The 13,801-nt window shown below is 70.1% G+C and carries 13 protein-coding genes and 2 pseudogenes; 3 read left to right on the top strand and 12 right to left on the bottom strand.

Translation table 11 applies throughout. The annotated features are described in order from the left end of the window. Window positions 1-74 precede the first annotated feature (74 nt). The 5 genes from accD to VGC13_RS16125 all read right to left on the bottom strand — a co-directional run bounded on the left by accD (window position 75) and on the right by VGC13_RS16125 (window position 4,982). Window positions 75-953, bottom strand: a complete 879-nt coding sequence (gene accD, locus VGC13_RS16145) for an acetyl-CoA carboxylase, carboxyltransferase subunit beta (protein WP_331126303.1) — start codon at window positions 951-953, stop codon at window positions 75-77. 59 nt (window positions 954-1,012) lie between these two features. Next, entirely contained in the window at window positions 1,013-2,248 is a 1,236-nt protein-coding gene (gene rodA, locus VGC13_RS16140) for a rod shape-determining protein RodA (RefSeq protein WP_331126302.1), read from the bottom strand. 103 nt (window positions 2,249-2,351) lie between these two features. Then, entirely contained in the window at window positions 2,352-2,828 is a 477-nt protein-coding gene (gene mreD, locus VGC13_RS16135; RefSeq protein WP_331126301.1) for a rod shape-determining protein MreD, read from the bottom strand. Between the two features lie 10 nt (window positions 2,829-2,838). Continuing rightward, window positions 2,839-3,885 (bottom strand): rod shape-determining protein MreC, encoded by a 1,047-nt coding sequence (mreC, locus tag VGC13_RS16130; RefSeq protein WP_331126300.1) that lies wholly within the window; start codon window positions 3,883-3,885, stop codon window positions 2,839-2,841. A 59-nt stretch (window positions 3,886-3,944) separates the two neighbouring features. Further along, a complete protein-coding gene (locus tag VGC13_RS16125; protein WP_331126299.1) occupies window positions 3,945-4,982 on the bottom strand; it encodes a rod shape-determining protein in 1,038 nt (345 codons plus the stop codon). 590 nt (window positions 4,983-5,572) lie between these two features. Here VGC13_RS16125 and VGC13_RS16120 point away from each other — a divergent pair. The 3 genes from VGC13_RS16120 to VGC13_RS16110 all read left to right on the top strand — a co-directional run bounded on the left by VGC13_RS16120 (window position 5,573) and on the right by VGC13_RS16110 (window position 6,227). Then, a complete protein-coding gene (locus tag VGC13_RS16120; RefSeq protein ID WP_331126298.1) occupies window positions 5,573-5,752 on the top strand; it encodes a hypothetical protein in 180 nt (59 codons plus the stop codon). A 49-nt stretch (window positions 5,753-5,801) separates the two neighbouring features. After that, the gene (locus VGC13_RS16115; RefSeq protein WP_331126297.1) at window positions 5,802-5,978 is read left to right on the top strand and encodes a hypothetical protein; all 177 of its coding nucleotides are present in this window, start codon (window positions 5,802-5,804) and stop codon (window positions 5,976-5,978) included. Window positions 5,979-6,053: 75 nt separating this feature from the next. Next, window positions 6,054-6,227 (top strand): hypothetical protein, encoded by a 174-nt coding sequence (locus VGC13_RS16110; RefSeq protein ID WP_331126296.1) that lies wholly within the window; start codon window positions 6,054-6,056, stop codon window positions 6,225-6,227. Window positions 6,228-6,678: 451 nt separating this feature from the next. On the opposite strand, the gene dut is transcribed toward VGC13_RS16110, so the two are convergent. The 7 genes and pseudogenes from dut to VGC13_RS16080 form a co-directional block, all read right to left on the bottom strand. Continuing rightward, window positions 6,679-7,122 (bottom strand): dUTP diphosphatase, encoded by a 444-nt coding sequence (dut, locus tag VGC13_RS16105; protein ID WP_331126295.1) that lies wholly within the window; start codon window positions 7,120-7,122, stop codon window positions 6,679-6,681. Between the two features lie 2 nt (window positions 7,123-7,124). Further along, window positions 7,125-7,748 (bottom strand): hypothetical protein, encoded by a 624-nt coding sequence (locus VGC13_RS16100; RefSeq protein WP_331126294.1) that lies wholly within the window; start codon window positions 7,746-7,748, stop codon window positions 7,125-7,127. A 250-nt stretch (window positions 7,749-7,998) separates the two neighbouring features. Further along, window positions 7,999-9,111, bottom strand: a complete 1,113-nt coding sequence (ald, locus tag VGC13_RS16095; RefSeq protein WP_331126293.1) for an alanine dehydrogenase — start codon at window positions 9,109-9,111, stop codon at window positions 7,999-8,001. 741 nt (window positions 9,112-9,852) lie between these two features. After that, a pseudogene (locus tag VGC13_RS33450) lies at window positions 9,853-10,002 on the bottom strand (sugar O-acetyltransferase); the annotation flags it as partial. A 40-nt stretch (window positions 10,003-10,042) separates the two neighbouring features. Further along, window positions 10,043-10,942, bottom strand: a pseudogene (locus VGC13_RS16090) (SDR family NAD(P)-dependent oxidoreductase); the annotation flags it as partial. Between the two features lie 53 nt (window positions 10,943-10,995). Then, entirely contained in the window at window positions 10,996-11,862 is an 867-nt protein-coding gene (locus VGC13_RS16085; RefSeq protein ID WP_331126291.1) for a helix-turn-helix domain-containing protein, read from the bottom strand. A gap of 347 nt (window positions 11,863-12,209) precedes the next feature. Continuing rightward, window positions 12,210-13,718 carry an ABC1 kinase family protein gene (locus VGC13_RS16080; RefSeq protein WP_331126290.1) on the bottom strand — a complete coding sequence of 503 codons (1,509 nt, stop codon included), beginning with the start codon at window positions 13,716-13,718 and terminating at the stop codon, window positions 12,210-12,212. Between the last annotated feature and the right edge of the window lie 83 nt (window positions 13,719-13,801).

Raw genomic sequence — 13,801 nt, 5'->3', positions numbered from 1 at the left:
CTTCACCCCTTCACCCCTTCACCCCTTCACCCCTTCACCCCTTCACCCGTTCACCCCTTCACCCCTTCACCGCGTCACGCCGCTTCCGACACGCTCAGCGCCTCCGACGCCGGCAGCCCCATCATGTGCCGCAGCAGCTGGCTCACCCGCGCCTTCATCTTGCGGCGGTCCACGATGTCGTCCAGCATCCCGAACTCCAGCAGGAACTCCGCGCGCTGAAAGCCCTCTGGCAGCTCCTGCTTGATGGTCTGCTCGATCACCCGCGGCCCCGCGAAGCCGATCAGCGCCCCCGGCTCGGCCAGGTTCACGTCGCCCAGCATGGCGTACGACGCCGTCACGCCGCCCGTCGTGGGGTCGGTGAGGATCGAGATGTACGGCAGCCCCGCCTCGTCCAGCTGCGCCAGCACCGCCGAGGTCTTGGCCATCTGCATCAGCGAAAAGATCCCCTCCATCATCCGCGCCCCGCCCGACGCCGAGACGATGATGAGCGGCGACTGGTTCTCCAGCGCCCGCAGCCCCGCGCGCGCCAGCTTTTCGCCCACCACCGAGCCCATCGACCCGCCGATGAAGCTGAAGTCCATCACCCCCAGCGACACGGGAATGCCGTCCAGCCGGCCGTCGCCCGTGACCACCGCGTCGCCGTAGGCGCTCTTGCGCTCCGCCGCGGCCAGGCGGTCGCGGTAGGGCTTCAGGTCCACGAAGCCCAGCGGGTCGGCCGAGCGCAGCTCCTTGTCCGTCTCGCGAAAGGTGCCCTCGTCCGTCAGCAGCTGCACGTACCCGTCGGCGCCCAGCCGCAGGTGGTGGCCGCAGTTGGGGCACACGTTCCAGTTCTCACGCAGCTTTTCGCGGTACACGATCTCGCCGCAGCTGGGGCACTTTTCCCACAGCTCGCCCGGCAGGTCGCGGCGGTCGGCCGCCTGCAGGCGCGTCTTGGGCTTGCGGAACCAGGCCATAGGTCAGCAGGAGTGGGAATAAACAAATGTAGTAAGGGGCGCGTGGGATGGGGGGCCCGCTAACGCCCCTTCTCGGCGGAGATGCGTTCCACCACCGCCATCGCCAGCAGGTTCACCAGCAGGAACGAGCCGCCGTAGCTGATGAACGGAAGGGGAATGCCCGTCACCGGCATCACGCCCACCGTCATCCCCACGTTGATCAGCACGTGCGTGAACCAGCTTCCCAGGATGCCGATGGGGACCAGCGAGGCGAACGGGTCGCGCGAGCGCTCGGCGATGCGGATGAGCCGCCAGAAGATGAGCCCGAAGCACACCAGCACCGCCATCACCCCGATGAACCCCAGCTCCTCGCCGATGACGGAGAAGATGAAGTCGGTGTGCTGCTCGGGAAGGAAGGCCAGCCGCTTCTGCGGGCCGTCCAGGTACCCCTTGCCCCACAGCCCGCCGCTGCCGATGGCCACGCGGCTCTGGATGAGGTTGTACCCGCTGCCCCGCGGGTCGATGCTGGGGTCCAGGAACACCATGAAGCGCGCCTTCTGGTACGGCTTCAGCACGTTCCACAGGGGCAGCGCCACGGCGCCCGCCACCGCGTTGGCCATGAAGATGGAAACCTTCTCGGACAGGAACGCGTTGCGGTAGAACAGCAGCACCAGCAGCAGGACGATGTAGACGCCCCACACCCACGGGTTTATGGAGATGAACAGGCTGAGCAGCGGGCTGACCAGGAAGAAGATCGTGGTCAGCGGCGTGCCGGCCCAGTACAGGCACCAGATCAGGATGCTGGCGAACGCCAGCGCGCTCCCCAGGTCGGGCTGCAGCATCACCAGCGCCATGGGCAGCGCCACCACGCCGATGGGCTTCCACAGCGCCCACAGCGTCTTGGGCGGCTCGCGCCACTCGCCCAGCACCCGCGCCAGCATGAGCGCGGTGGCGATCTTGGCCATCTCGGACGGCTGCAGCCCCACGGGGCCGATGCGGATCCAGCTCTTGGTGCTGGCCGCCGTGCCGCCGCCGCTGCCGAACACCAGCGCCGCCATCAGCAGCACCAGCCCCAGCGCGTACGCCGGCTGCGCCCCCCACTCCAGCCATCCCACCGGAACGCGCAGGATCAGGGGGACGACGAGCAGCGCCAGCGAGAACCACAGCAGCTGCTGCCGCCAGGTTCCCTCGGCGCGGGTGCCGGGGACGTCCACGTTCCCCGCGCTGTAGATCATGGCGATGCCGAACACCGCCAGGGCCACCACCAGCCAGAAGAGCACCGGGTCGCCCATGCGGATGGGACGGTAGCGCTTCATGCCGTCCTCCCCGTGACCGCGCGCACCCGCGGGGGCCGCGCGCGCCGCGCCGCCCCGCTTTGCCCAAGGCCGCCGTTCCCCGTGCCGCGCATCATTCTCCGCATCACACCACCGACCGGTACGCCACCGCCGCCGCCAGCCCCACCGCCGCGGCGTACACCGCGGCCAGCGGCGACGCCAGCAGCAGCGTGCTCACCGGGCCGGCCAGGTTGGGCCGGATCAGCAGAACGTACACGATGGCGTCGTACAGCCACTTGCCGGCGAACAGGTACAGGGCCATCAGCACCGGGCTGTCGCCCGAGAACGGCTCGCGGCTGCGGGCCCCCAGGTAGCCCAGGATGGACAGCGCCACCGCCCCCGCCCCCATGGTGAGCGGGTGCGCCGCGCCATCCAGCAGCCCCAGCAAAAAGCCGAGCCCCGCGGCCTGCCCCGCGCGCAGCCGCCGCGCGGCCAGCAGCAGTGCCACCACCAGCAGGTCCGGCGCCAGCGCTCCCAGCCCCAGCCCCACCCGCAGCAGGAAGTAGAGCACCACCAGGACTGCCGTAAACCCCACGAACTGCCAGCGCGTCCCCTCCGTCATCCCTTTTTCCTCACCCGCGTCTGTCGCCGGGGGGAGTACCCTCCGGCGGATTGGTGGGGGCGGGCACCCCTTCCGGCACCCGCGGCTCTCCCGGGAACACCGGGCGTCCCGGCAGCTCCGGGGTGGGGTCCACGCGCCGCGGGCGAGGCCGCGGGGCCGGACGCTGCGCGGGCTGCCGCGCCGGCGCCGCGGGGGCCGCCGGGGTGGCCGCGTCGGGCGAAAGCGCCCGCGTCGTGTCGGCCGGCGCCTTCCCCGACAGGCGCACGCCCCACGCGCTGGCCAGGTCCTGGTCGGTGGGCGCCCGCACCGGGTCGCCCAGCACCAGCACGTGGCCCATCTGCACCGCCGACACCAGCGGCCGCACGTAGTAGATGCGCAGCCAGCCGTTGGGGTCCTTGCCGCTTCCCGCCACGGTGCCCACGGGAATGCCGCGCGGGTACACGCCGCCCTCGCCCGAGGTCACGATCAGCGTGCCCGTGTCGGGCGCGGTGTGAAAGGCCACGGGGCTGAAGGCCAGCACCGTCTCGCCGCCCGGGCCCTCCAGCGCCCGCGCCACGCCGTACGTCTCGCCCTCCACCGTCATCACCGAGGCGCGGAACTGCGGGTGCGTCCAGGCCAGCATGGTGCTGGACTCCGTTCCCAGCTGCCCCACCTGCCCCGCCAGCCCCTCGGCGGTGATCACCGGCGCGCCCGGCCGCACCCCGTCGCGGGCGCCGGCGCTCAGGCGCAGCACGCCCTGCGACCCCGGCCCCGCCTCGAAGCGGGCCTCGGCGGCGATGAAGCTGTAGGTAAGCCGCTCGCGAAAGCCCAGCAGCGCGCGCAGCTGCCGGTTCTCGGCGGCCAGCGTGCTCTGGCTCACCAGAAAGCTGGCCAGGCTGTCGCGCTCGGCGCGCAGGCCGGTGGCGTCGGCGTAGCGGCCCTCGCGGTCGGCCGAGCCGCGCTGCACCGCGATGAACGGGCGCAGCACCGTGGCGCGCAGCGAGTGGCCCAGGCCGTCCTTGTACACCTCGGGCAGCATCATCACCAGCGCCGACAGGGCCGTGAACAGCCCCGCCACCGCCAGGTCACGCTTGCGGCCGCGCTCGCCCGCGCCGCGCAGGTAGGGTCTGAAGGCGCTCAGGAGGTCAACACTCCCTTGTATTTGACCACGTCGTCCAGGATGCGCCCTGCACCCCGCACCACGCAGGTCAACGGATCTTCATCCACGTGAATGGGCAGGTTGGTCTCGCGCGCGATCAGCGTGTCGAGCCCGCGGATGAGCGCGCCGCCGCCCGTCATTACGATTCCCCGGTCCACGATGTCGCTGGCCAGCTCCGGGGGCGTGATCTCGAGCGCCCGGCGCACGGCCTCGACGATGGCCTGGATCGGCTCCTGGATGCACTCGCGGATCTCCTGCGAGTGAACCCGCACCGTCTTGGGAATGCCGCTCACCAGGTCGCGCCCCTTTACGTCCATCTCGCGCTCGTCGCCGGTGCTGTACGCGCTGCCGATCTGGATCTTGACCGCCTCGGCCGTGGCCTCGCCGATCATCAGGTTGTAGTTCTTGCGCATGAAGGTGACGATGGCGTTGTCGATCTCGTCGCCCCCCACGCGGATGCTGGTGTCGCACACGATCCCCGACAGCGCGATCACCGCGATCTCCGTGGTCCCGCCGCCGATGTCGATGACCATGTTGCCCGTGGGCGTCTCCACCGGCAGCCCCACGCCGATGGCGGCCGCCATGGGCTCGGCCACCATGTACACCTCCTTGGCGCCGGCCGCCGTGGCGCTCTGCCGCACCGCCCGCCGCTCCAGCTCGGTGATGCCGCTGGGCACGCCCACCACCACGGTGGGCTTCAGCTTCAGGAACCGCTTGCTGGTCACCGTCTCCAGGAAGTAGCGGAGCATGATCTCCGTCACGTCCACGTCGGCGATGACCCCGTCCTTGAGCGGGCGCACCGCCGTAATGCCCTCGGGGGTGCGGCCCAGCATGCGCTTGGCCTCGAGCCCGATGCCCTTGATCTTGTTGGTGGCCTTTTCCATGGCCACCACCGACGGCTCGTTCAGGACGATGCCTTCGCCCTTCACGTACACCAGCGTGTTGGCGGTCCCCAGGTCGACTGCGATGTCGTTGACCGGGATGAAGCTGCCCGAGCGAAACCAGCGAAAGGCCATGTCGTCCGTCTGAGCTTTCTCGCCGGGGCCGTTGCCGGCCTCCGGACGCCTCGGGCAGCGGTCTGCCCATTCGGTTGCGAGGTGGGTTGCCGAAAAGCAGGCAAAGCTAGGCCGCCCCACGCACATACGCAACCCGAAGCCCCGTTCGCCGGCCGGGAGCCGCCGCGTGCAGATGCAGGCGCCATGCCGGGGTGAGCGGGTGTTTCGCGGAACGCCTGTGCGTGGGGAGATCGATTGAATCTGCTACGGTTTCAGATTTACGCAAGAGGGCACCGAAAACGCCTCCGCCGCGCACCGCGGCGGCCGTCGCGCGCGGCGGGCGCGATCCACAATTTCGCGGCGCACCGTTCTGCATTCCGGTGCAGGCGCGCCGTGCCGGAGCGGAGTTCGTGCCCTGCCGTCCGCCGCCTCCCCTGCGCCTCGGGCGGCAAAAACCCTGAAGTTTCGCGCGATTGCGCCCTGGGACCGCCGGGGACTGGCGCCGCACGGCATCGGAGCGCATCTTGCACACAAATCCCGCCACGACCCGCGATATTGCGTCCCCGCGCGGCGCGTTCCGCCCTGGGCGCACCTTTCACTCTGGAGGAACCATGAAGAAGCTGAAGCTGAACCTGGACGACCTGGCCGTGGACACCTTCCGGACCGCCACGCACGGCGCCGCCGGGCAGGGCACCGTCGACGCCCACGAAGCGGGCCAGACGCTCAAGACCGTGTGCGGCTCGCTGCTGGCCAGCAATCCCACCTGCTGTCCCTGCACGCCGATGTACTGACCGCAACGCGCGGCAGACCGGACCATCCTCGAACCAAAGGAGCGGAATGATGAAGAAGCTGCGGCTGAACCCGGACGAGCTCACGGTCGACACCTTTCGCACGGGCGACGAGCCCATGCCCAGGCCCGGGACGGTGGATGCGCACGAGGCGACGCCCAAGCCCGTCTGCAGCATCCCCACGCTCAAGACGGACCTTACCTGCTGTCCCTGCACGCCCATGATCTGACGCGGCCCGCGCGGGCCGCGAACGCGCCGGGCCGCATCGGGTCCGGGCATCGTTCCCTTCGGTGATCGGAATTCCATGAAGAAGCTGACGCTGCAGATCCAGGAGCTGTCCGTGCAGTCCTTCCCCACCAGCCAGGTCGAGGAAGAGGTCGGCACGGTGCTCGGGCAGGAGGCGCCCACTCCGCCGTACAACACCTGCCCGCTGGCGACGCGGATGACGTACGACTGCCCCTGCACGCCGATCGCCTGACGCGGCTGCGGGATCAGTCCTTTCAGAATGACGGCGGGCCCGGCGGATCGATTCCGCCGGGCCCGTTCCGATCTTCCAGCTCCGGCAAAGATTGTCCCACCCAGAGGGAGCAGAATCCCCGAAAAGACCAGATCTGGATGCTCGCTGTCATTCTGAGCCCGAGAGGGTGTTTCCAAACCTCCCACCGCGATTGACTTCCTGAGGGAGGCGCCGCGCAGGCTGCGGCGCGTTCCTAATACCGATCAGGGAAAACAACACCTTTATGGGTACAGAGGAACAGAGTCAGACAGAGGACCCAAGATGATATTTCAGCTCGCTTTCTCTGTCTGACTCTGTTCCTCTGTACAATTATTCTTTTCAGGATCTGGTATAACCCGTTCGGGCGGCGCCTCTTTCAGAATGACACCATTCGCCGGACGTTGCCATCCGTGCTTCTTTTCCGGATCCAGGATCAGCGGCCGGTGGAGCCGAAGCCGCTTTCGCCGCGGCCGGACTCGCTGAGCTCGTCCGCCTCTTCCACCTCCGGCGCCACGAAGCGCGCGAACACCAGCTGCGCGATCCGCGTTCCGCGGGGGATGGGGACCTCGTCGCCACCCGCGTTCCACAGGATCACCTTCAGCTCGCCGCGGTAGTCGGGATCGATGGTGGCCGGCGAGTTGGGGAGGGTGATGCCGTGCTTGAGCGCCAGCCCGGAGCGCGGGCGCACCTGGCACTCCACGTCGTCGGGAAGCTCCATCGCCAGCCCCGTGGCCACCAGCCGCCGCTCCCCCGCCCCCAGCACGAAGTCCGGCTCCGCCGAGGCCACGTCGTACCCCGCCGACCCCGGCGTCTGCCGCGCGGGAAGCGGCAGGTCGGGGTTGTGCGCCAGCCGGCGAAATCGCACCCGGTCCGTCATCCTCAGAACCTCGCGTCGTTCTTGCGCCGCTCCCACGCGTCCGCCTGCGCCGTGGTGTACGTGAGCATGGCGCCGCTCCCGTTGGGCATCACCACCAGCATGATGCGCGCGCCGTTCGCGGGATCGTTCCACACCTTTCCGTACGCCCCCTGCCCCGACAGCACCGCCTGGCAGATCTGGGCGGTCGTCCCTTCCGTGCCCCGCGCCTCGCCGGCGAGGGTGGGATAGCGGCGGGTGATGATGTTGTCGAGCCCCTGCAGCACGATGGCACAGTCCGCCGGGCCGTTGAAGGGCGCCACGTATCCGCCGCGCATCATCCCGTGCCGCGGGTGCACGAAGAACAGGGCGGCCGCTTCGCGCCCCAGCACCCGGTCCTCGTACATCATCGCCCGCACCCCCTCCGCCTCGGACTGCTCCATCCCCGGCGCCCCCCGCCGCGCCACCAGGCTGTCGTACGGCGTGCCCCACGGGAACCCCACGGCGCCCGTGACCTGCGGCTCCTGCGTACGCGTTGCCGGCTCCGCCTGCGCTGCGGGGGCGGTGGATGCCTGCGCGTTCGCATCCGCCCGGGAGCAGCCGAGAACGACGATACCCGCCAGCGCGGCGGCAAGAGAGCGAATCGGCACGGGAACGACTCCGGAGCGGATGATCGGGACGGATGCGGCGATGGGACGCGCGAGGGGCGCTAAAGATGATGGAGAACGCGGATTTCGGCAACGCGCGGGAGGCCCGCCAGGCCCCGCCCGCGAGACCCGTCCTCCTGAACGCCCCCCCTCCTCAGGCTCAGAAGGTCACGCCGCAGGGTGAGGAAAAGACGAGGGGACAGCCCGCATCAAGCAGGCTGTCCCCTGTACCCTGTCCCCTGTAACCTGTCCTTCAGCCGAGGACGTCCTCCACCGGCGTGTACGGCAGGTCGAACGCCTCGGCCACGCCGGGATACGTCACCTTGCCGTTCACCACGTTCAGCCCCAGCGCCAGCGCGCGGTCCTGGCGGCAGGCTTCCTTCCACCCCAGCCGCGCCAGCCGCTGCGCGTAGGTGAAGGTGGCGTTGGTCAGCGCCAGCGTGCTGGTGCGCGGCACACCGCCCGGCATGTTGGCCACGCCGTAGTGGATCACCCCGTCGATCTCGTAGATGGGGTCCTCGTGCGTGGTGGGGCGGATGGTCTCGACGCAGCCGCCCTGGTCCACCGCCACGTCCACGATCACCGCGCCGTTCTTCATGTTCTTGAGGTCGGCGCGCTTGATGAGCTTGGGGGCCTTGGCGCCCGGCAGCAGCACCGCGCCCACCACCAGGTCGGCCGCCTGCACGCGCTCCATGAGGTTGTGCCGGTTGCTGTAGATCATCTCGACGTTGGCCGGCATCACGTCGCTCAGGTAGCGCAGGCGCTCCAGCGAGGTGTCGAGGATGGTGACGCGGGCGCCCAGGCCGGCCGCCATCTTGGCCGCGTTGGTCCCCACCACGCCGCCGCCGATGATCACCACCTCGGCCGGGGCCACGCCCGGCACGCCGCCCAGCAGCATGCCGCGGCCGCCGTAGAACTTTTCCAGGTACTTGGCGCCGGCCTGGATGGCCATGCGCCCCGCTACCTCGGACATGGGCGTCAGCAGGGGCAGCTCGCCGTTGGGCAGCTGCACCGTCTCGTACGCCACGCACACCGCGCCGCTGTCCATCATGCCGCGGGTAAGCGGCTCGTCGGCGGCGAAGTGAAAGTAGGTGAACAGGAGTTGGTCGGGCCGCGTGCGGGCGTACTCGACCTTGATAGGCTCCTTGACCTTCATGATCATCTCGGCGCGGGCCCACACCTCTTCCACGTCGTGCATGGTGGCGCCGACGGCCTCGTACTGGTCGTCCGTGAAGCCGCTTCCCAGGCCGCCGCCGCGCTCCACCATCACCTGGTGGCCGCTCTGCACCAGCGCCTCGGCGCCCGCGGGCACCAGGGCAATGCGGTTCTCGTTGGTCTTTATCTCTTTGGGAACGCCGATCAGCATCGTCAGGCAGCGGTTCAGGGTACGGACACGGCTGAGGCCCGCTCACTACCGCGGGCGGGCGACAATATACACCCGTGGACGCGTTTGGCGAGTGGTTGAACAAAGTGCGGGAGTGGGGGATGCGAAAGTGCGAGAGTGGGGGACGGCGGGATGTTGATCATCCGCCCGCGAAATCGTCCGCCAGGCCCGCAGCCGCAGAGGGTGTTGCTAAACCTCACATCCATAACGAAGCGGTGACTTCCTGAGGGAGCGCATCACGTCCAACCAGAAGTCACACCGCAGATTGCGCGCGACCGAAGGACCTCTTCTCGGCGGCGCAGGGGCCAGATCAGGGCACGGGACCCGCCCCGTCGTTCTGCTGGCGAGGTCCTTCAGTCGGCGCCAGGGCGCAGTGTACACGCGAGTTACGGGGCGGCGCCTCCCTCAGGAAGTCAATCACGCTGGGAGGTTTGGCAACACCCTCTCAGGCGGAATCCGGGAAAGCACCCGTCATTCCCAGGAAGCGCCCACCCCGGGGCGGCGGAAATCCGCGCGCAGCCAGTGGCGCGGCCGAGGAATCTTCCGCCCCTCGCGCGGAACCCGTTTCCGGGCAACGCCCAGGAACCCCCCGTGACGGAAAGGTCCCGCCCCCCAGGTGGAGGTTCTTCGGCCGGCGTCACGCTCGCGGGCCTATGGACCGCACCACGCGGCGCCTCACCCAGAATGACAGTTTGCCGGATGAACGGGGCAGGATGATCCGCGTCACGATCCCAGCGCGCGGATCACGCGGCAGGGGTTGCCGGCGGCGAACACGTCCGCGGGCACGTCCCGCGTCACCACGCTCCCCGCGCCGATCACCGACCGCTCGCCGGGAAGGAGGATGGCGCCGCCGCCCACCCACACGTCCGAGCCGCCGCCCACCCACACGTCCGAGCCGATGGTGACCCTCGTCCAGCTCGAAGGGCGGCACCAGTCGGCCGTCGACGTCGGTAAAGCCGTACTCCGCGGCCAGGTCGGCGGCGCGGTGGATGCCGCCGCTCTTGCGCATCACCCCGGGATCGGCGGCGAGGGCGGCGACGGCGCGGCCCACGTAGCGCGGCGACTCGGTGCGGGCGAACTCGGGATGGTCGCGCCAGGTGGACTCGTCCGCGTTCTTGGACGCCAGCACGAACTCCGTGCGCATCCACCCCGGCACCACCGCCAGCGACGCCACACCGTGCGGCCGAAGCTCCTGGGCCATCCCGAACGCCAGCCGGTTCATCGCGGCCTTGGCGAGGTCGTAGAACAGGTTGCCGCGCAGGTAGTTGCCGCGGTCCCAGTACGACGTGGTGACGATGAGCCCGCGCCCTTGGCGGATGAAGACGGGCGCGGCGATGCGGCTGGCGACCAGGTGGTTGCGCACGCCGCGGTCGAACATGGCCTCCCACTGGTCCAGCGACTGCTCCCAGAACGGCGCCCCGAACGACGTCGGGCTGAACGCCTCGTGCCCGCCCCAGGCGTTGTTCACCAGCACGTCCACCCCGCCGTGCTCGCGCTCCACCCGCGCGAACAGGTCGCGCACCTCATCCTCGCGCGTGTGGTCCACCCGCACGGGAATGCCGGTGCCGCCCAGCCGCGCCACCTCGTCCGCCGTGTCGTCGATGCTCCCCGGCAGCGACTGCATCCCCGACATCGCCAGGATGCTCGCGTAGCTGCCGGCGGGGTGCGCGCGCGTGCTCCGGCCGGTCACGTAGACGGTGGCCCCGGCGGCACCCAGCTCCAGCGCGATCCCCCGCCCCGCCCCGCGGCTGGCGCCCGTGACCACGGCCACCCGGCCCCGCAGCGGCCGGTCCTGCATCTCGTTCTGCGTCATCTTCCTTCCCCAAAGGGTGTGATGGATGTCACACGATTCATCGCGGGGAAAAGCTATTCGGCGGCGGCGGGCGCGTCTTGGAAAAATCCGCAGCCCCGGTCCCGGAACTCGCCGGGCGCCAGGCCGGCCAGCGCCTGGAACTCGTTGACCATGTGCGACTGGTCGTAAAAGCCGCAGTCGTAGGCAAGTGCGGACCAGGCGCGCTCCGGCTCGCGCTGCAGCAGGCTCACCGTGGCGCGAAAGCGGGCGATGCGGCACACCGCCTTGGGCGAAAGCCCCACGTGGCGGTGAAAGACCTGCTCCAGCCGCCGCTCGCCGATCCCCAGCGCGGCGGCCAGCTCGCGCACGCGAATGCGGCCCCGCGCGCCCTCGATCATCCGCACCGCTTCGGCGGCGGCGGGGTCGGGGCGGGCGTCGCGCGCGGCGAGCAGGTCCAGCAGCACGGCCGCCAGCGCCCGGGCGCGCTCGGGCGTCGGCGGCGTGGGCATCAGCCGCTCCATCGTTTCCGCCGCGCGCGGACCCCAGAGCGCGTCGAGCGGAACGTCCTGCGCCGTCAATTCGCCCGCGGGAACGCCCAGGAGCGCCGCCACGCCGCCGGGGCGCAGCGTCACGGTGACGTGCTCCACCCGCCCCGCCATGTGGATGATGGACGGCGCGCAGCGGGCGCCCACCGCCACCGAAGCCGCGCCGGCGCTCCCGGGGACGGAGGGAGGATCGCCCAGGCTGAAGATCAGGTGCACGCCGCCGTCCGGCAGCACCCGCTCCACGATGGGATGCGCGGGATCCACCCACTCGCGGCCAAAGTGGATGCGCTCCACGAACGGCCGCAGCGCCGGCGCGGGCGCGGCGGACCCGTATACGCCCGCCGGCGCATCCGGAGGCAGCCAGAACAGCGGCTGCGCGTCCGTGTGAAGGTACATCCGTTCCGCGTCGGCGGGCATCATCCGGTGCAGCAGCAGGATCGACTGGTGAGGGAACGCGGCGGAAAGCTAATAGCAGATCCTGAAAAAGAATAATCGTACAGAGCAACAGAGTCAGACAGAGAAAGCGAGCTGAAATATCAACTTGGTTCCTCTGTCTGGCCCTGTTCCCCTGTACCCATGTAGTCGTTGTTTTCCCGGACGCGGTGGGCGAAGCAATCCGCCGCGGACCCTCACCAGACGAAAAGGGCCTCACCCGGAGCCAGCGGAGTCGCCCGGAGAAAAACTCCGTTCACTCCGTTGACTCCGTGTGAGGCCTTCTTTTCCCGCGTCCGCGGACGCGCGTGCTACTCCGCCGGAGCGAGCGCGGCGACCGGCGCCGCCTCCGTCAGCGCGGGGACCGCAGGCGCCGGCTGCACGGCCGCGGCCGGCCGGCTGAACGCGCTGAACACCGAGGGAATGCGCGTCGCCAGCACGCCCAGCAGCTCGCGGCCCGCGTTGCCCACCACGCGCGACACGTCGCGCGCCAGCAGCCCCAGCGCAAAGGCCAGGTCCCGCGACGCGTCGTCCGTGGGCCCAAGGGCGCGCAGGACGGCGGTGCGGTGCTTCATCAGCAGCGGGCGCACGTAGCGCACGGGGTTGAAGTTGGGCACGTGGTGCGCTCCCAGCCCCTCGATGAGCGCCACCGCCCGCCCGAAGTACGTCATCTCGCCCGTCAGCACCACCGGCCAGTCGTACAGCAGGTGCATCACCTCGTCGGCCAGGGCGCGCTGCATCTCGCTGGTGCCGGCGCCGCGCTCCGTCATCTCCAGGATCAGCGTCACCAGGCGGCGGATGGTCTCGCGGTCGGTCTGCGGCTCCACGATCCCCAGGCTGAAGAAGCCGTCCACCACGCGCTCCGCGTCGCCGCGCACCGCGGCCAGGGCGGTGTGCACCAGGTGGTGGCGCATGGCCGGGTCCACCTCGATCACCATCCCGAAGTCCAGCAGCACCAGCGCGCCGTCGGCCCGCACCAGCAGGTTGCCGGGATGCGGATCGGCGTGGAACAGGCCGTCCACCAGCATCATCTGGATGTAGGCCTCGACCACCGCGTCCACCATCCGCTCGGGGTCGATGACGCCCAGCGCCACCAGCGGGTCGATGCGGTCCACCCGCGTTCCCTCCACGAACTCCAGCACCAGCGCCCGGCGCTGCACCATCCCGTCGATCACGCGGGGGACGACGACCCGCGGGTTGCTCGCGAACCGCGCGCCGATGGAGCGGGCGTACTCCGCTTCCTTGCGAAAGTCCATCTCGTCGGCGATGCGGCGCTCGAACTCGTCGATCACCACGTGCAGGCCGCGCAGCTGCGGATGCTTCCACCAGCGCTCCACCCACCCCAGCACCATGCGCACGAACGCCACGTCGTGCTCCACGACGGGCTCCACCCCCGGGCGCAGCACCTTGACCACCACGTCCTCGCCGCGGTAGCGGGCGCGGTACACCTGCCCCAGCGACCCCGCCGCCAGCGGCTCGCGGTCGAACGCCTCGAACACGTCGTCCACCGGCGCGCCGTACGCCTCGACCAGCGCCCGCTCGATCCGCGGAAACGGGACGCAGGGCACCCGGTCCGTCAGGGTGCTCAGCGCGCTGAGGTACGGCTCGGGCACCACGTCCGGCCGCGCAGAGAACACCTGGCCGATCTTGACGAAGGTGGGGCCCAGCGTGGGAATCATCCGCGCGAGCCGCTCCGCCCGCGCGTGGTGAAAGGCCGCGGTGCGGCGGACGGGGCCGCCGCGAAACAGCAGGCGCCGCCGGTCGCGTGCAAACGAGAGCGCAAAGGGCAGCAGCCGGAAGAGCAGGCGAAGGGTGCGCATGAGAATGGGCGGAGCGAAAGAAAACAGGCAGGCCGCGGAGTGGATCGTCCGCGCCTGCCGTCACGCGCACCCCTGTACACGCG

Source organism: Longimicrobium sp. (assembly GCF_036399255.1).
In the GTDB taxonomy this organism is placed as follows: Bacteria; Gemmatimonadota; Gemmatimonadetes; order Longimicrobiales; family Longimicrobiaceae; genus Longimicrobium.
The sequence above is the reverse complement of the archived record's forward strand: the minus strand, read 5'-3'. Positions and strand labels throughout refer to the sequence as shown.